This is a genomic window from Micromonospora sp. WMMA1976, from assembly GCF_027497335.1.
Taxonomy (GTDB): Bacteria; Actinomycetota; Actinomycetes; order Mycobacteriales; family Micromonosporaceae; genus Micromonospora; species Micromonospora aurantiaca.
Genome location: NZ_CP114912.1, coordinates 310,423 through 327,238 on the forward strand (window position 1 = coordinate 310,423; position 16,816 = coordinate 327,238).

Here is a 16,816-nt window from a genome sequence, read left to right on the forward strand (position 1 = left end):
ATGGCCGAGGCGGTGTCGTATGGCGGGGTTGCCAGCATGGAGGCGAGGATCGCCGAGATCGCGGCCGCGGTGCGGGACGAACCGGTGTATCGGAGCCCGTTCAACAGTTGGGATGCCAAGGCCAGCGTTCGCAACGGTCCCCGCCGGCTGCTCGGCGAGGACGTCGACGGCTCCCTGTTCTTCCCGCCGGAGCTCGTGCCGAGCGCGAGTCACCCTCTTGTCACCGCCCGGGGCCCGGAGGTGGCCTCCGCGCTGCTCGTACAGCGTCTTTATCAGTACCTGCACTTCACCACCGAATTGGAGTCGGTCGCGGTCATCCCGGTGACCTCCATGATCGCGCGCAACCGGAGCGGCCTCGTGCTGCCGGATCGCATGAAGGCCGACGCGTTCGCGATCACCACCGACGAGGCCTGGCACGCCCAGTTCTCGGACGATCTGACACATCAGATCGAGAGGGCGCTCGAGCTGCCCAGCATCGTCCCGGCGGATCCCTATTTCGTCACCAGGCTCGACGAAATCCGCCACGAGCTCGGCGCGCAGGCCGCGGGATACGTCGACCTGGCGTTCTCAATCGTCAGTGAGACCCTGATCTCCACCATCCTGGCGGACCTGCCCAGAGATACCAGGCTGCCGAGGGCGGTACGCGATCTCGTCCAGGACCACGCTCTCGACGAGGGACGGCACCATGCCTATTTCCGGAAGTTGTTGACCTACTTCTGGGGCGCCCTGGACCGCAGGGACCGACAGCTGATCGGGCCGTGGTTTCCAGAGCTGATCAGGACCTTTCTGGCCCCGGACAACGGCGCGGGACTGCGCATGCTGGTCGGCGTCGGCCTGACGACCGCGGAGGCGACAACGGTGATCATGGAAACCCATGATGCTGCAGAGACCAACCGGCGTATCGCGGCGGCTGCCATGTCGACGGTGCGCTACCTGACTGAGGTCGGTGCGTTGGACGATCAGCGGACGCGTGAGTCCTTTATGGAAGCAGGTATGCTGCCGTGACGCCACAGACATTCATTGGGGAGCGATGACCGTGCAGGTGGATCTGTCAAAGGGCCTTGCTGTCCTGCACGAGCGCGGATTGTTGCCGGATTCGCATCTCTGCGCTTTCGCCGCAGGCTCTTTGGCGCGTGGATGGGGTAACGCCACGAGTGACGTCGACCTTTACGTGATCATGCCCGATCAACCCTCGGCACTGGGTGCCAGTAGCGAGGCCGTCGACTTGGATGTCGCCGAGATGGGGGTTGACGCCCTTGTCGTGGACGGCGTGCAATGGGACTTGAAGTACTGGCGGACGAGCCAGATCCGCCAGATCATCGACCGGTTCTCCTGGAGTCGTTACGAGGCCGGGGACACCGGCGGCGCCAACGTGGACATGCGGCAGCGTGACCTGATCGAAAGGCTGTTGCACGCACTGCCCATATCCGGTCAGGAGTGGTACGACCGGAACGTCTTGGAGCCACTGCGGGAGTCGGCGATGATTCCTATTCTCGTCACTCACGCGCTGCAGACGTCGGATACGTTCATCGAGGACGCGGTGGGGCAGATGGCCGCGGATGACGTACACAACGCTATTCTTGCGGTGCGGACGGCATTTGAGATGTCGATCGAAGCCCTGCTGACGGCACACGGCGAACCGGGGCGTAGGCCGAAGTGGCGTCCGAACCGCTTTCGCAACGCTGACCAGAGTGTGCTGACTTTCGACGAGTACTGGGCGATCGAGACGATGCGTGACCTCGACGAGCGTTCACCAAAGCCCTGGATCATCAGCGTGATACGCCTGTGTCAGCGGATCGCCATGGAGGTAAATATCAATGACGCGCCGCGTTGACGTGACGTCCGCAGTTCCCTCCGTGCGGCTTGACGCGCGTCTCCGCCGTGTCGGCGGTGAGCTGATCGTTGCCGGCCCGGACCATGAGAAGGCCCACGGCCGCGAGCCGCTGACCCTTTCGTACACTGCCGAGGTCATTTTCCGTGGCATCGACGGATCGCGCAGTCTGGACCGAATAAGTGATCTCGTGGCCGCGGATTTCGAGATCCCTGCCGAGGAGATCGTGGACGATGTCGTCGAGCTGATCGACGAGCTCGTGCATGCGGGGGTCGTGGAGTACTTGAGTTGATGAGGACGCCTTCGACTCCTATCTGGGGTCGAAGGCATCGACCAGTTTATTGATTCGGGCACGAACCTCTTCCTGTGGGGCCGTACCGTCCAATACGTGATAATTGACATCGCCCCACGGATGAGTGAGAAAGTTGTCGCGAACGGCACGCATCCGATCGAGATCGAGTTCCTCCCGCTTCTTGGAAGAGCCGTCGCGCATGATGATTCGCTCGATCGCCAGTTCCGGGGGCACGTCGAGGAAGATGGTGAGGTCTGGCGCGGGAAGATATTGATAGATCGTGGTCAACCATTCGACGGTCATCCCGCGAGCCATCATGTAGGCGAACCCGGTGTAGACGTACCGATCCGTGACCACCGCCTTTCCGGCGCGCAACGCGGGCTTCACCACCTCGCGCACGTGTCGATAGCGGTCGAAGGCTGCCAGCAGGCCGATCTCGGGCAGCACGGACTCATCATCCTGCTCCATGTCGAGGACCGTGCGCACCACGGGGTCCTGACGATATAGATCTGTCGGTTGCCGGGTCCGTACGACTTCTCCCCGTTCCGCGAGCTTGCTCTCCAGGAACCCCACCTGAGTTGTCTTGCCGCTGCCGTCGATGCCGCAGACGGCCACGAAGAATCCGAGATTCGACCAGGTCATGTTAGGCTCCTCGCCTATTCCGTACCGATGATCGCACTGCTTCAAAAGGGCTTTTCAGGTATCAAGAGAGCATTCTCTGAAGTGTAAGGATGCGAACAAAGGATGTCAATATAGGTCGAAGTGTCGACCTGTGGTGAGAATCACGCCATATCGACTACGATGGTTCCGGCAAGGCTGGGAAGGGCGGCGGTGCGGTCGACTCGATCGTCGGCGCTTCCGTAGGATCGGCCGCACCTCCATCGTGTCCGGCCTGCGGATGAGGAACGTGTACACGGCGAACCTGAAGGTGCCGCTGCGCGGTCTCCAAGCGCACCGGCGCGTCGACGAGCGGTAGCGACAGCCCGGAGGCCGAGCATTGGAGCAGGAAGACGTGACCGAGAGCGTCCCGAGGGTCGGTACCGTGCTACCCGGCCTATCCTTGCGGGCAACCAGCGGCGGCCGGCTGGCCATCGACCGGGCGCCGAACGGCAGTCGCTACCTCGTGCTGTATGGCTATCCCAGGATCAGTTCGCCGGACGTCCAGATGCCCGAGTCCTGGGCCACGATCCCCGGTGCCGTCGGCTGCACCGCCGAGTCCTGTCGATTTCGCGACCTCGACCGCGACTTCGCCGCGTTGGACGCGGAGATCATCGGCGTCTCGACCCAGTCCCGGGAGGAGCAGCAGGCGGCCGTGGCGCGGCTTGGTCTGCCGTTTCCGTTGGTGAGTGACGAGGATCTGGAATTCACCCGGGCCCTGCGTCTACCCACCTTCACCGTGGCCGGAAGTACCATGCTCCGCCGGCAGACCCTGGTCGTTGAGGAGGGCAGGATCGCGCAGGTGTTCCACCCTATCGAGGACCCGGGCAGTCACCCGCATGACGTACTGCAGTGGATCCGGGGTCGATGACGCCAACGACGACTCATCTCTTCGTGCCCCGCCGTCAGCCGGGCCGGCATTGCTGCCGTCTTCCGGCTTCCCGGCCCGAGTCCGCCGGCGCGGCGCTGCCCGGCTGACGGCCGGCTCCACCGCGCCGTGGTGGCGCTCATCCTGGGGCTGACGGCGCTGGCCGGGCCACTCTTCGACCTCAGCACCGACGCCGCCGACATCTCCTGCGCCGTGCCCCGCGTGTCGAGGCCGCGTTTCCGGGTGTACGCAGTGAGCAGCCACCTGAACGCGCCGCTGACCCGCCGCGTCCGGTGGCGTTTCGGCAGGTGGATCCAGCCGGTCCCGCGGGCCCGGATCCCGGCGCGCTTCCTGCGTAGCCTGGTGGTCGCGCCCGCGCAGGTCACCTGCCTGGCGGTCCGGTTGGGGCACGTCCCGCGCGGGCCGGTCATTGCGGTGCGGCTACGGGTCAACACCGATCCCAACCCCACCCTCACGCCGAGGCGCTGTCCCTAACCCGCTCGATCATCCTGTCGATCCGCCCGCTTCTTCGAGCGGTGCAACTTTCCGGGTGGGCGGTTCCGTTCTACCTCCGTCACGAGGAGGCAGTGGACTTGATAGCCGAAGACGAGCAAGCATTCCGCGAGTTCGTGACGTCAGAAATGGCGTCACTGCGCAAGCTGGCGTACGTGACCTGCGGTGACTGGCACGCGGCGGAGGACGCCGTGGCCAATGCTCTGGTCAAGCTCTATCCCCGCTGGCGGAAGCTGGACCGGCCCGATCTCTACGTCAAGACCATGGTCTACCGGGCTGCGGTCGACGAGACCCGTCGGCCGTGGCGGCGCGAGCGGTCGGCCGGTGACGCCATGCCGGACATCGCGCTGCGCGACCCCGCCGGTGCGACCGACGAGCGGATGCGCCTGCGGGCGGCGCTCGACTCGGTGCCACCCCGGCAGCGAGCCGCAGTCGTGCTCCGGCACTACCTGGATCTGAGCCTCGAGGACACCGCCAGCGTCCTGAACTGCACGGTGGGCACGGCCAAGAGTCAGGTGTCCCGTGGCCTGGCGAAGCTTCGCGAGTCACTCGGCGACGACCGCGCCAATCTCAACAGACCATCGACAAAGGAGTGGACCCATGCGGTTGCATGATCTCGTGGACGCGGTAACTGGCGATGAGCCGCCGATGTCCCGCACCGTCGACGACATCATCACGGCAGGGCGGCGGGCGCAGCGCCGCCGTCGGGCCGGATTCGCGTCAGCCGGCGCGGCGGGCCTCGTCGTGGCCGTGGTTGCCGGTGCGTTCGTGGTACCGACCCTGGGTGCGCAGCAGAGCCCCCCGGCCGCGCCGTTCGTGGCCGGCGCGGCGGCGTCCAAGCCGGCCGGGGCCGAGTGGCCCGACCCCGCGTCGTTCACCTTCACCTTCACCGGGTACGACGCCGGCACGCTGCACGTGCAGGACCCGATTGTCGCGTCCACCGCGTACCAGATCGCTCCCGTCTACTCCGACGGCCACACCTCGAACGACAAGCCCATGACCGCCCAGGAGGTGGAGGGACAGGGCGACGCATTCGAGCGGAACAGGAAAAAGGCTGCCGCCGGGAAGCCGTCCCTCTGGGCCTACCTGACCGTCTACCGGCCCGGTGCCTTCGACCCGGCCAGGATCAAGGACGGCGCGAACGTCACCGTGGCCGGTCGCAGGGCTGTGCAGGCGACGCTGCCGGTCGGCCTTGACCCGCAGCGCCCGGTGGATGGCGGCAACAAGCTCTTCGCCTGGGAGTACGCCGACAACGCCTGGGCTGCTGTCACGTCGTACTCCGGCGACAAGGCCACGCCGAGCTTCGAGGAGCTGGGCGGCCTGGTCGAAGGCCTGAAGCCCAGCAGGCCGACGCCGGCCCTGTTGCCCTTCACGGTGGGCTACCTGCCGGACGGTTACGTGCCGTTGCAGATCGGCACCCACGCCACGGCGGGCCTCGGTGGCATTGCCGCGGCCCGCGCCGGCGACTACGGCGGCGCGACGTACACCAGGTCCGCCGCGCCCACCACTGGACTGACCGCACCGTACGAGGCGACCGAGGGTGGCCTCAGAGACGGATTCCACATCTCCGTAATCCCGAGTAGCAGCGCGAACCAGACGCCGGAGCCCGGTGAGACCAAGTGCTACGACGTACCCGACCGGCCTGGGTGGGACGGCCCGCAGGTCGACATCTGGTGCCAGTTCCGGAGCGCCGACGGCGCAGTTGTAGTCGAGGTCAGCCCCGATAGGGCCGGTAACACGCCGCCGCGGGTCGAACTGGAGAAGATCGCCGAGGGAATCACGGTCGCCGACGTCACCGACGAGTCGACCTGGACTCCGGCCGCGACCGCCCTGCGGCCGTGACGGCCAGCGCCGGCACCACGACGGTGCTGTTCGGCAGGGCCGCTTCAGCGGCTCCTGCCGCAAAGAATGAGGGCTTGGAATGAAACGGAGAGCAAAGGCCGGTCTGATTGCCACGGCGACAGCGGCTCTGTGCGTGGCGGTGGTGCCTCTCGCCGAGGCGAACACCACGCCGAAGTCCGACGCGGTGCCGGTCGGACTGGCGGAGTTCTACGGGCAGCGTCCTGAGTGGGGACCCTGCCCCCGTCCGCCGGTGCCACCGAGGCGGTCACCGGCTGCTTCGCCGTCCGCGCTTCCCCGTGCCGAGAGCGCGTCCCCGGTGGTGGAATGCACGACTGTGCGGGTGCCGTTGGACTACCGGCGGCCGGACGGTCCCCGGGAGACCGTCGAGCTCTCCCGGCGCCTGGCGAGCGATCAGCCGAACCGGCTCGGCGTACTGGTCGAGGTCCCCGGCGGGCCGGGCGGGCAGGGAATCTACGCGTCGGAGGATCCGGCGTACGAGGCGCTGTCGGCGCGATACGACATCATCGGTTACAACCCGCGCGGCGTCGGGCAGTCGCAGCCTCTGCTGTGCGAGGGCACGAGCGTGCAGTTGTCCGGCAGGACTCGCTTCACCGACGCGCAGATGCGGGCGTACACCGAGGAGTTCCGCAGGCGTGATCAGCAATGCGAACGCGCGGACGGTGCCCGGCGTCCCTACTTCACCACCGCCAACAACGCCAGAGATCTCGACATCGTCCGCGCGGCCCTGGGTGAGCGTCAGCTGAACCTGATGGGGAAGTCCTACGGCACGTACGTGACGGCCGTCTACGGCACGCTTTTTCCGAAGCGACTGAACCGCAACGTCCTGGACTCCGCGATCCACCCGCAATGGATATGGCGGGAGGCGTGGAAGCAACAGGCAATCGCCCAACGCAGGACCGCCGACGCCTGGATGACGTGGGTGGCCGAGCGCAACGGAATCTACGGGCTGGGCACCACCCGGTCGCAGGTGCGCACCACGATCGAACGGACCCGGGCGAAGCTGGAGCAACACCCGATCGACCAGGGTGATTTCGTGTACGACGGCACCGAGTTCGACGGCCTCATCGGGGCCACCAACGAGGTGGCGTACTGGGACTTCTTCGCAGCGACGGCGAGCCGGCTGCGTCAGCAGGTCGAGACGTCCTCGGACGTGCCGGGTGACCTGGGCCGGGCGTTGGCTCTTCAGCAGGAGATCCAGGCCGACCCGCCGCCGACCAGCAACGGCGTCTGGGAGGCAGTCAACTGTGAGGCCGAATGGCCCGCCGACCTCGAGGTGTACTACGCGGACATGCGCTACTTCTCCGAGCACTTTCCCTACGGCTGGGGTGCGTCGGCGGTTTCTCCGCGTGAGTGCACCTTCGGCTCGGTGGAGCGTGTCGAGCCGCTGGTGAAGCTGCGCCGCAGCGGCTACCCGACAGGGCTGGTCGTGCAGGAGGAGTTCGACCCGCAAACACCGTACGAGGGCGGCCGGGCGATGGCGGACCTGCTCGGGCACCGGCTCCTCAGCGTTCCGCGCGACGGCTACCACGTCGTCCACGGCACCAACGCCTGCGTCGACGCCGCCATCGACGACTACCTACTGAACGGAAGGCTGCCGAAACGGGGAGCGGAGTGCGAGGGAACGCCGATCCCCGAGGTTCCGACGGATGGTTCGGCGCGGGTGGGCGAGGACGACCGCCCGTCCCTCGACGAGCAGACGAATCTCCTGTCCGGCCGGATCTCTCGTCCGCTTCAGGCTGGTGGTCGTGAGCCCTCCTGATGTCGACGCATGAGGGCTTGACATCCGCGCCGATTGGCCGAACGCCTCCGCAGTCTGCAGATTCCTTGGTACGTCGTGGCTGGCTAGGCGGTGGATCCCTGCCACGACGCGCAGACCTGCGGGCACGGCGACCTCCAGGTCGCCGTGCCCGCAGCGAACTTTGTGCCCGCGCCGCGGTAGATGTAGCCGGAGTACCTGTGCTGGATGATCACCTTGAGGCGGGTGTGGACCCGCTGTCCCCGCTGGCCTTGGCTTTCGATCTGCGGCACGGGATGGGTTCGATACGCGGTCATTTGATGTTCGATCTGCCGGCCGCGCGGGCGAGCCGGTTCGTGGAAGGGGTTCCATCGCTACGCCGCGTCGCTGCGGGTCGTGGCGAGTTCGGGAAAGGCGTCCTCCCAGCGCTGGCGGAGCTAAGGCGGCAGCCAGAGGCTGGGCCAGAGTCGCCGGAGGAGGTCAGCATCGAGCCACGTGTTCAGGTCCTCGACCGTGCTGGCTTCGGTGAGGACCACCTTGTACATGCTGGACAGGCGCGCGGTCCCTGGACCAGTCGAGGTGATGCGGGAGCGTCACCGTGCCGTCGGTCGGGCCGTGCAGCGCGGCGAGGGTTTCGGCAACCACATAGGGCTTCCGATCCCCGTAGGGCCGGTAGTCCGCCGGCGGTGCCGGGGTGATGTCCTGCGCCGGCTGATGTTGGCCGCCTGCCGGACCCCCGGTCGGAGTGCCTGCCGGATCGTCTCCCGGCTGTACCCGGTGACCCGCTGCAGATCCGCCGGCCGCCACCCGGCCGCGTGAAGCGCCCGCAACTGCTCGTCCCGCTCGGTCGACGCAGCCGCCCGCGTCGCCTCGTACCTGGTGACGACCGCCTGCAGCCCATCCTCTGAGAACCGGTCCACGCCGATGATGTGCGCGGTGTGTGCTCTCCAGCCGATGCCAACCCGGGTGAACCGGTGCCAACGCGGGTCACTCTGGGCGACCGCCGGTCGCAAACCGGGTCCGTGCGCTCGGGGTGTGCTCCTGGGCTGGGCGAACAGGGGTACGGGTGACGTGGGTGAACGCCTGCCACTCCCTGCCACCCCAGGTGAACCCTCAGGTCGCTAGACTGGTCCCTCGCGCCCTCGTAGCTCAGGGGATAGAGCATCGGTTTCCTAAACCGTGTGTCGCAGGTTCGAATCCTGCCGGGGGCACCTCGATACGCAGCAGGAACGTCGCCTGAGCTGGCAATCCGCACGCCGTTCAATTAGAACAGGTGTGCAAGCGTAGGTCGCCGGAAGCCGCCGTTTGTCGTAGGTCGCGGAACAGGTGCGGAATGACCTTGAAGTCATCTGCCCAGGTCAGCCGACGTGATCGGGGAAAGATCCGGAACGACGGCGCTCATACGGGCCACGTCACGCCGGTCAGAGCCTCAGCGATCCGGTCGTTGACGGTGACCTCCGCGCCGTCGATGCACGTGGCGTAGACCTTCAGCAGCACGTCAACGGAGTGTCCGGCCCGCTCCGCTACCTCGGTCGCCGGCACGCCAGCGTTGAGCCACAGCGACACGGCAGCGTGTCGCAGGTCATACGGGCGACCAGCGAGCGGAGAGTCAACCTGACGCGGGTCAACGCCAATCGACGCGCCTTCACCCAGACGCGGGAGTACGTCGAGGCCGCAACCACGTTGCCCCGCTCGCTCTGGAACAGCCGGCCGTCCTTGGCGACCATGCTCACTGGCAATCGTTGACGCGTGTGTCCTAAGCTCGCGGGAACGGAGCACTAGGCTGCTGGGAAGTTCATGTGCACGTGCTCGACGACCCCGAAGGTCTGTCACCGAGAGCTCAGGCGTTCCTGTGCCGTGCCGGGACCCGGCAGCCGGAGCAGCCTCGACTGCTGACCGACTTTGTGCAAGTGCCGGCCCGGTCGGGATGGCTGATTGCGGCGCCCCTTGAGTTGACCGTCAGGCGGGAAGGCTTCGCCGCCCGCTTCGGCGGGTTGCGCTACGACGTTCGCCGCAGCGTCCGCATCGGCGACGAGCGCCGCGACACCCTCCGCTGCTGGCAATTCGACCTGCTCGACATGGTTCGGGCAGAGAGCATGGGGTGGTCATTTGCGTGGTACGGCGAGCGCGTGTCGTCACCCGTGCTCTACCTGGCGCACACTGACGGCCGATTCGGGGTGAGCGTGGGCGGTCCCTTCCTGGAGGTCTGTCCCTCGATCAATCACCTGATCGAGGGACACGCGCTCATGGACGAGCTGCACGACTGGGAGCCTGTGCCACCCAGCTCGCTGGAGGCGTGGGTCCCCAACGACATCACCAATGCACACCTTGGCGAGATCCTCGCCGCACTGCCACCCGTCCCTGAGGCATCGGGACCACATGATCAATGGTGGTGCTCCGACCATCTCGCAATCCGCCTGTTCCACGGATGGACCGATCGTCAACCGCGACCCACCGGCGTCATGATCTGGAGCCGGAACGGCCAGATCTGATGAGTCGGCGACAGCACTCGCTTGGTTCAACGGCATACTGCCGCCAACCTCGTCTGCCTCACCGCCGTTGACCGCACGCCTCTGGTGGGCCGTCGAGTCCGCCCAGCGACCGGCTGACTAGTAACTCTGTGTAACAGCGGCAGTCCGCCGCGCGGGAACCTGTAAGTAGTCGAGTGGAGCCGATGTGTCACGCATCAAGTGGAGCCCGACATCGGACTGCCGGTGTGCCGAGTCCCACCTCATGCTTGACGGATCCGTCCCAGCACATGCGCGACAGTCGGCCTTGGTTGCTCAGTTGCCCTGGTTGCTGTCAGTGCCCACCGCGCGGTCGCGCACCTACGCTTCTGGCCAGTCGGACACGATGACCAACGGGACTGAGTCCGGCGACCGGAAGTCGTCGCCAGGAAGGTACTCGATGTGCTGATGCCGGTGGACTGTCCGGTCATCGGCGGTCTCGGCTTGCTCAGCCACACCATCGAGCGCGTCCCAGATGATGTCGAGATACTCACGCCCGCCGGAGAAATGCACCGTTGTCCCGCCTTGCAGACTGACAAGCAGCGGACCCGCGGTCGCCTCTTGACTGACGGCCCCGTCGGTGACCGCCACCTCAAAGGGCTCAGCATGATGGCGTAGCAGGCGGCTGAGGGCGCGGAGCGCAGCCGGCGGACCGGCAAGCTCCAGCTCGTCATCGCTGACGGAGAGACGGCAGCGTTGGTGATCATCCATCGGCGCATTGTGTCTCACCGCGCGGCCCTTCCGTCGCCCACCGTGAAGGTCTCCGTGAGCGCCTGAGGATCATGTCGGACATCAGGTGGGACGCGAGCGTCAAGCATCTCCCGTGGCGGGACACATCGGACTGCCGGCGATGTCGGGTCTCGGGGGATCTCGTAAAGCGTCGGTCATACCGCCTGTAGATCGAGCCCGCTCCCAGGCTGTAGGACGGTCGCCGTGAACCTCATCGATCGTTCGGCTAGGGCCGTTTCCAGGGCGATTGTCTCCGTGTCGGCGAGGTGCAACTCGACCGGCGCGCTGCTCTGCCAGTCCAGATGAGCCCGTACCACGTGCTGGCCTGGCGTTACGTCGACGCTCTGGACGGCTCCACGGTTCAAGCGTGCCACTACCTTCCCATCGATCTCGATCGCAATACGGCGCAGAGGCCACCGGTGTCCAGGGCGCGACGAACAATGATCCGCGGCATGGGGTTCCGCTCCCTTCCCTGTGGCGCGGCAGCACATTGGAATGCCTCAGCGCTGTGCGCGTCAAACCAACGGGAGGCAAGTGCGGCCGTCCGTACAGCCGAGCCGGGACTGGGAGCCCGCATGACGGCACAGGTGAAGCGAGGTCATTGCCCGGCACCGGATTGGCCTACGGGCTGACCGTTCCCGACATGTTGCTGACCCGGCCCATCGCATCGAAGTCGACACGCAGAACCGACCCACCCCGCTCCTGCGCCGTCACCGACATCGGCGCCCGATCCAGCCGCCACCCCTGCTGGTGCAGGAACGACTCGACGGCGACGCGGTGCTCCACCGGGAAGGACTGTAGGACCTGGGTCAGGACGGTCAGCACCCGCTCCGGCCGGACCGGCGCGGTGATCTGCGGCGGCGCGTCGTCGAGGTGGAAGAAGACGGCGCCGCCGTCGTACGGCCCGCGGTAGTAGCAGTGGCCGGTGAGGCCGGACGCCAGCATGGCGAGGCGGTGTCCGTCGGCGCGCTGGAGCGGGAACGTGGGTTCGGTGAGTTCGGCGACCCCTTGGCGGTGCCCGTACTCGCGAAGCCAGCCGGCCAGATGCAGTACCGACGGCGGGAGGTTGCTGGCCTCGTTGGCCCAGGCCCACAGCCAGGTGCCGTCGTTGTGGCTCTCGGTGCCGAGGAGCTGGACGCGGTACCGCAGGTCGGTTCCGAACGTCGCGACGCCGTCGGGCACGTCGAGCTGCCAGTCGCGCTCGCCGAGCAGGTCGGCCAGCGCCATCTGGCGGGCCAGGCCGGTGCCGACATGTTCGGCGAAGAGTCGATCAAACGTCGGCATCGCCGCAGTGTGCCAGACCTTTCAGCGCGGGACGGCCCCGCGTCCGGCCGGAGCCGGAGCGCGGGGCCGGCGGGTCAGCGGACCAGCGCTGCCACCAGTGTCCCGATGCAGGCGACGACGGCGGCGATGATCGGACTGAGCGTCTTGATGTACGCCAGGATGAGCCGGTGCCGGTCGGTCGGCTCGGCAACGGTTTCGTCCTCGTCCTCTGGTGTCTCGAAGTCTGACCCGTGAGGGATTACAGTCAACGTGACTCCTTCCGTTGCAGCGGTGGAGTCGAATGCGGCGTCCGGTGGCAGCCGGGCGCCGCCCTCTGTGTGAGGCGACGCAGTGCCGTTCGACGGTTCGAGCATCCTCCCGGCGGCCAGCTAGCACAAGAGTGGGCAATTCACTGTCGGGTACCTGACAAGCAGATGCATCGCATCGAGAAAATTTCGGTGCCATCTCTTGCCAAATGCAATTTTCCGTGAAGCAGTTCAACCCAGCGTGACCACGTCGAAGCGCATGGTGAGCAGTCGTGTCACCAGGCGCGCCGACTACGACACGACGAAGCCGGTCGACGGGCGGGTCAGGACGCCGGTCATCGGGAAGCGGGTGGAGCCGTTCCACCAGTGCCACACCACGCGCTCGCTGCCGTCGGCGGCGGCGAAGACGTCCATCCCGCCGGGGCCCTGGTGGTTGCAGGGCAGGCCGCTGATCGGGTTGAGTCCGGCGCTGCCGGTGTAGCCGAAGAAAGGCCGCGACACGCCTTCGCGGATGGGAGTGCATCGGGAGCCGGGCAGGGGACTGGCGCCACAGCGGGCGATGCCCGTGGCGTAGCGGGCGCTGTCCCAGTTGTTGCCCGAGTACATGAGGTACCAGTCGCCGTCGGCGGCCTTCCACATCGACGGGTTCTCCACCACGTGCGTACCGCCGCTGGTCTTGGCGGTGTCCCAGGTGATGTCGGTGCTCTTGAGCATGTCCCGGCGGGTGTCCCAGATCGCGCGGCCCTCGCCGTCGGTGCGGACGGTGGAGATGCCGGTCTCGGCTCCGGAGGCGATGGCGTCGTCCCGGTAGGTGACGTACAGGTTCCCGCCGGCCACGAAGGGGTTGGCGTCGAGTGCCCACCGGCCGGCGTCCGGGCAGGCCCACTCGCCCTGGTTCTGGAACGGGCCGCGGGCGCTGTCGGAGATCGCTCGTCCGATGCACTTCTGGCCCGTGCCCTTGCGGGAGGCGGTGTAGAACATGAAGAACCGGCTGCCGAAGCGGGCGACGCCCGGTGCCCAGATCGCGCCGCCGGGCTCGGCCCAGGCGCCCGGGCCGGACGGCAGGGCGTCGTGCGACGCGCAGTCGGCCATGCCGACGCTGTTGCCGGAGCCGTGGACGAGGACCGGTACGTACAGCCTGCCGGTCGCGCCGCAGCGCGCGCCGGTCCCGGCGCCGACCGTGGTGCCGTAGGTGACGTACGAGCCGTCCTTCGCCAGGAGGGTGTCCGGGTCGGCCAGCGGGAAGGTGGACGAGCTCGCCAGCGTGGACATGTCGTCGGCGGGCGCGGCGGCGGCCGGCACGATCGCCGCCGTGGTGGCTGCCAGGGCGGTCGCGGCGAGGGTGACGAGCCCTCCGCGCATTCGAAGGAATCTCACCGGTGCCCCCCATCGATGATGGTAATTTTCATCGAACGCTATCGACGGCCGACGATCCCGTCAACGTGGGCCGAGAGCGGGAAGCGGGGCCGCCCGGAGACCCGCCGGGTTACGCTCCGTCGAGGGGACGTGTCACCCGCCGGGCCCTCAGGCCGGTGCCAGGACCCGTCGGTACCCTGGCAGGTCCTGGCCTGTCCGCGACGACATGAGGTATTCGTGAACGATCTTCGAGTGGTGGCGTTCGATCTCGACGACACCCTGGCGATTTCCAAGTCCCAGATCGATCGTCGGATGGCGGAGTTGCTCGGCCACCTGCTCACCGAGGTGGACGTGCTGGTCATCTCCGGTGGCCGGTTCGAGCAGTTCCAGTCGCAGGTGCTCGCCCACCTCGACCTCACCGAGGAGCAGCGCGACCGGCTGCACCTGATGCCGACCTGCGGCACCCGCTACTACCGCTGGTCCGACGGGGACTGGCGGCAGGTCTACGCGGAGGACCTGACCGAGGCCGACAAGGCCCGTGTGGTCACTGCGCTCACCGAGTCGGCGCAGGCGCTCGGCCTGTGGGAGGCGAAGACCTGGGGCGACATCATCGAGGACCGGGGCAGTCAGATCACCTTCTCCGCACTGGGGCAGTCCGCGCCGCCGGCTGAGAAGTACGGCTGGGACCCGGACGGCGACAAGAAGCGGCGTCTGCGGGACGCGGTCGCGGCGAAGCTGCCCGACCTGGAGGTGCGCGGCGGCGGCTCGACGTCGATCGACGTCACCCGCAAGGGCGTCGACAAGGCGTACGGCATGCGGAAGCTGCTGGAGCACCTGGACCTGAAGATCGACAACGTGCTCTTCGTGGGTGACCGCCTGGACGTGGGTGGCAACGACTACCCGGTCAAGGCGATGGGCATCCGCTGCGTCGCGGTCACCCGTTGGGAGGAGACCGCCGACTACGTCGAGAAGCTGGTCGACGACCTGGTGAAGCGGCGCGCCGAGCGCGCCTGAACACAGCCCGCAGCAGAGCCCGCCGGTTCCGGAACCGGCGGGCTCTGGCGGTATCGACGGTGATGAGGTAGGAACAGCCGAGAGAGCGCTCTCCCGTCCCATCACCGAACAGGCAGGCAGATGCGATCACCCGACCCCTCCCGCCGCCGTTTCCTCACACTCACCGCGTCCGCGGCCTCGCTCACCGCCCTCGGCCTCCCGGCCGGCGCAGCGGCCGCGTCTCCGGCCGCGTCGCCGCCCGCGCGCCCCGCCCGCGAGCCCGACTTCGGCCCGAACGTCTTCGTGTGCGACCCGAGCACGCCGGTGGAGGAGATCCAGTCCACGCTGGACCGGCTGTTCACCGCCCAGGAACGCAACGAGATGGGCTTCGACAGGTACGCCGTGCTGTTCATGCCCGGCCGCTACGAGGTGGACGCCCGGCTCGGCTACTACACGACAGTCGCCGGTCTCGGCACCCACCCGGACGACGTGGAGATCCACGGCGCGGTCCGGGTGGTCGGGCAGCCCGACCCGAACTCGCCCGCCGGCATCTCCGCGCTCACCAACTTCTGGCGCTCGGCGGAGAACCTCGCTGTCACCCCGACCGACTGGTCGAACCAGTGGGCCGTCTCCCAGGCGTCACCGATGCGGCGGGTGCACGTCAAGGGCGTGCTGTGGCTGGAGCCCGGCAACGGCGGCTACTCCAGCGGCGGCTACATCGCCGACTCCAAGGTGGACGGCATCACCATCAACGGTTCCCAGCAGCAGTGGCTCACCCGGGACAGCGAACTCGGCGGCGAGTGGACGAACGGCGTGTGGAACCAGGTCTTCTCCGGCGTGATCGGCGCGCCCGCGCAGGGCTTCCCCGACCCGCCGTACACCACGCTGCCGACCAGCCCGGTCACCCGGGAGAAGCCGTACCTGTTCGTCGACGTCCGTGGGGCCTGGCGGGTCGCCGTACCGCGCCTGCGCCGCGACACCGCCGGCACCACCTGGGCCACCGGTGGCGCGCCGGTGCCGTCGCTGCCGCTGTCCGCGTTCTTCCTGGCCCGGCCCACCGACTCGGCCAAGCGCATCAACGCCGAACTGGCCCGAGGCAAGCACCTGCTGCTCACCCCCGGCGTCTACCACCTGGATCGGGCCCTGCGGGTACGCCGCCCGGACACCGTGGTGCTCGGCCTCGGCATGCCGAGCCTGGTGCCGGACCGCGGGGACGCGGCGCTGCGGATCGATGACGTGGACGGGGTCCGCATCGCCGGGGTGCTCGTGGACGCCGGGCCGGTCGAGTCGCCGGTGCTGGTCGAGGTCGGTACGCGGCACTGCCACCGGTCGCACGCCACGAACCCGATCTCGCTCCAGGACGTCTTCTTCCGCATCGGCGGTCCGTACGCCGGGCGGGCGGTGACCAGCCTGGTGGTGCACAGCCGGCACACGCTGATCGACAACATCTGGGCCTGGCGCGGCGACCACGGCCGGGCCGGCACGATCGGCTGGACCGTCAACACCGCCGCCACCGGCGTGATCGTCAACGGCGACGACGTGACCGCGTACGGGCTCTTCGTCGAGCACTACCAGCGTTGGCAGACGATCTGGAACGGCGAGCGCGGCCGGACCGTGTTCTACCAGAGCGAGCTGCCCTACGACCCGCCGAGCCAGGCGGCCTGGCGCAGCCCGACCGGCAACGGCTGGGCCTCGTACAAGGTGGCCGACCACGTCCGCACGCACGAGGCGTGGGGACTGGGCGTGTACTCGTACTTCAACCAGGGCGTGGACATCCGCTGCGACAGGGGGATCGAGGCGCCGCGCCGGGCCGGGGTGCGGTTCCACGACGCGATCACCGTGTTCCTGGACGGCAGCGGCGGCATCGAGCGCACGATCAACGACGTCGGCACCCCGGTCGTCGGCTCGTACGGCACCAGCACGGTGATCAGCTACCCCTGACC

At 67.7% G+C, this 16,816-nt stretch carries 16 protein-coding genes, 1 tRNA gene and 2 pseudogenes; 12 read left to right on the forward strand and 7 right to left on the reverse strand.

Going from position 1 to position 16,816, the window contains the following annotated elements; translation table 11 throughout:
- From O7546_RS01510 to O7546_RS01520, 3 genes are read left to right on the forward strand one after another with little or no spacing between them, the layout of a single operon-like run.
- Positions 1 to 1,005 carry a diiron oxygenase gene (locus O7546_RS01510; protein WP_194798767.1) on the forward strand — a complete coding sequence of 335 codons (1,005 nt, stop codon included), beginning with the start codon at positions 1 to 3 and terminating at the stop codon, positions 1,003 to 1,005.
- A gap of 25 nt (positions 1,006 to 1,030) precedes the next feature.
- Positions 1,031 to 1,834, forward strand: a complete 804-nt coding sequence (locus O7546_RS01515; protein WP_269696065.1) for a hypothetical protein — start codon at positions 1,031 to 1,033, stop codon at positions 1,832 to 1,834.
- The gene (locus O7546_RS01520) at positions 1,818 to 2,123 is read left to right on the forward strand and encodes a PqqD family protein (RefSeq protein WP_194798765.1); all 306 of its coding nucleotides are present in this window, start codon (positions 1,818 to 1,820) and stop codon (positions 2,121 to 2,123) included. The genes O7546_RS01515 and O7546_RS01520 overlap by 17 nt, the downstream gene beginning before the upstream one ends.
- An 18-nt stretch (positions 2,124 to 2,141) precedes the next feature.
- Here the strand turns inward: O7546_RS01520 and tmk are convergent, their stop codons facing one another.
- Positions 2,142 to 2,765 carry a dTMP kinase gene (tmk, locus tag O7546_RS01525; RefSeq protein WP_194798764.1) on the reverse strand — a complete coding sequence of 208 codons (624 nt, stop codon included), beginning with the start codon at positions 2,763 to 2,765 and terminating at the stop codon, positions 2,142 to 2,144.
- Between the two features lie 370 nt (positions 2,766 to 3,135).
- Here tmk and O7546_RS01530 point away from each other — a divergent pair, with 370 nt between their 5' ends.
- The 5 genes from O7546_RS01530 (at position 3,136) to O7546_RS01550 (ending at position 7,783) form a co-directional block, all read left to right on the forward strand.
- Complete coding sequence (locus O7546_RS01530) at positions 3,136 to 3,651, forward strand: peroxiredoxin (protein ID WP_194798763.1); 516 nt, start codon at positions 3,136 to 3,138, stop codon at positions 3,649 to 3,651.
- 129 nt (positions 3,652 to 3,780) lie between these two features.
- Positions 3,781 to 4,143 carry a hypothetical protein gene (locus tag O7546_RS01535; RefSeq protein ID WP_194798762.1) on the forward strand — a complete coding sequence of 121 codons (363 nt, stop codon included), beginning with the start codon at positions 3,781 to 3,783 and terminating at the stop codon, positions 4,141 to 4,143.
- A gap of 134 nt (positions 4,144 to 4,277) precedes the next feature.
- The gene (locus O7546_RS01540; protein ID WP_348651248.1) at positions 4,278 to 4,775 is read left to right on the forward strand and encodes a SigE family RNA polymerase sigma factor; all 498 of its coding nucleotides are present in this window, start codon (positions 4,278 to 4,280) and stop codon (positions 4,773 to 4,775) included.
- Entirely contained in the window at positions 4,762 to 6,003 is a 1,242-nt protein-coding gene (locus O7546_RS01545) for a hypothetical protein (RefSeq protein ID WP_281600388.1), read from the forward strand. The genes O7546_RS01540 and O7546_RS01545 overlap by 14 nt, the downstream gene beginning before the upstream one ends.
- Before the next feature lie 340 nt (positions 6,004 to 6,343).
- Positions 6,344 to 7,783 (forward strand): alpha/beta hydrolase, encoded by a 1,440-nt coding sequence (locus tag O7546_RS01550; protein WP_194798760.1) that lies wholly within the window; start codon positions 6,344 to 6,346, stop codon positions 7,781 to 7,783.
- 350 nt (positions 7,784 to 8,133) lie between these two features.
- Here O7546_RS01550 and O7546_RS30710 read toward each other — a convergent pair.
- Positions 8,134 to 8,679, reverse strand: a pseudogene (locus O7546_RS30710) (hypothetical protein).
- Between the two features lie 218 nt (positions 8,680 to 8,897).
- Between O7546_RS30710 and O7546_RS01555 the strand changes: the two are divergent.
- Positions 8,898 to 8,970, forward strand: a tRNA-Arg gene (locus O7546_RS01555).
- Between the two features lie 187 nt (positions 8,971 to 9,157).
- Here O7546_RS01555 and O7546_RS01560 read toward each other — a convergent pair.
- Positions 9,158 to 9,367, reverse strand: a pseudogene (locus tag O7546_RS01560) (hypothetical protein); the annotation flags it as partial.
- A 191-nt stretch (positions 9,368 to 9,558) separates the two neighbouring features.
- Between O7546_RS01560 and O7546_RS01565 the strand changes: the two are divergent.
- Complete coding sequence (locus O7546_RS01565) at positions 9,559 to 10,251, forward strand: hypothetical protein (protein ID WP_194798759.1); 693 nt, start codon at positions 9,559 to 9,561, stop codon at positions 10,249 to 10,251.
- A 336-nt stretch (positions 10,252 to 10,587) separates the two neighbouring features.
- Here O7546_RS01565 and O7546_RS01570 read toward each other — a convergent pair whose 3' ends face one another.
- From O7546_RS01570 to O7546_RS01585, 4 genes are all read right to left on the reverse strand, one after another.
- Positions 10,588 to 10,977, reverse strand: coding sequence for a hypothetical protein (locus tag O7546_RS01570; protein WP_194798758.1), 390 nt, complete (start codon positions 10,975 to 10,977; stop codon positions 10,588 to 10,590).
- Positions 10,978 to 11,616: 639 nt separating this feature from the next.
- The gene (locus tag O7546_RS01575) at positions 11,617 to 12,279 is read right to left on the reverse strand and encodes a DUF6882 domain-containing protein (protein ID WP_194798756.1); all 663 of its coding nucleotides are present in this window, start codon (positions 12,277 to 12,279) and stop codon (positions 11,617 to 11,619) included.
- A gap of 74 nt (positions 12,280 to 12,353) precedes the next feature.
- The gene (locus O7546_RS01580) at positions 12,354 to 12,527 is read right to left on the reverse strand and encodes a hypothetical protein (protein WP_013283846.1); all 174 of its coding nucleotides are present in this window, start codon (positions 12,525 to 12,527) and stop codon (positions 12,354 to 12,356) included.
- A 288-nt stretch (positions 12,528 to 12,815) separates the two neighbouring features.
- The gene (locus O7546_RS01585; protein ID WP_281600389.1) at positions 12,816 to 13,886 is read right to left on the reverse strand and encodes a family 43 glycosylhydrolase; all 1,071 of its coding nucleotides are present in this window, start codon (positions 13,884 to 13,886) and stop codon (positions 12,816 to 12,818) included.
- Between the two features lie 231 nt (positions 13,887 to 14,117).
- Here O7546_RS01585 and O7546_RS01590 point away from each other — a divergent pair, with 231 nt between their 5' ends.
- Both O7546_RS01590 and O7546_RS01595 read left to right on the forward strand, forming a co-directional pair.
- Entirely contained in the window at positions 14,118 to 14,894 is a 777-nt protein-coding gene (locus O7546_RS01590) for an HAD-IIB family hydrolase (protein ID WP_194798754.1), read from the forward strand.
- 120 nt (positions 14,895 to 15,014) lie between these two features.
- The gene (locus tag O7546_RS01595) at positions 15,015 to 16,814 is read left to right on the forward strand and encodes an adenylyl cyclase (RefSeq protein ID WP_281600390.1); all 1,800 of its coding nucleotides are present in this window, start codon (positions 15,015 to 15,017) and stop codon (positions 16,812 to 16,814) included.
- Positions 16,815 to 16,816 lie beyond the last annotated feature (2 nt).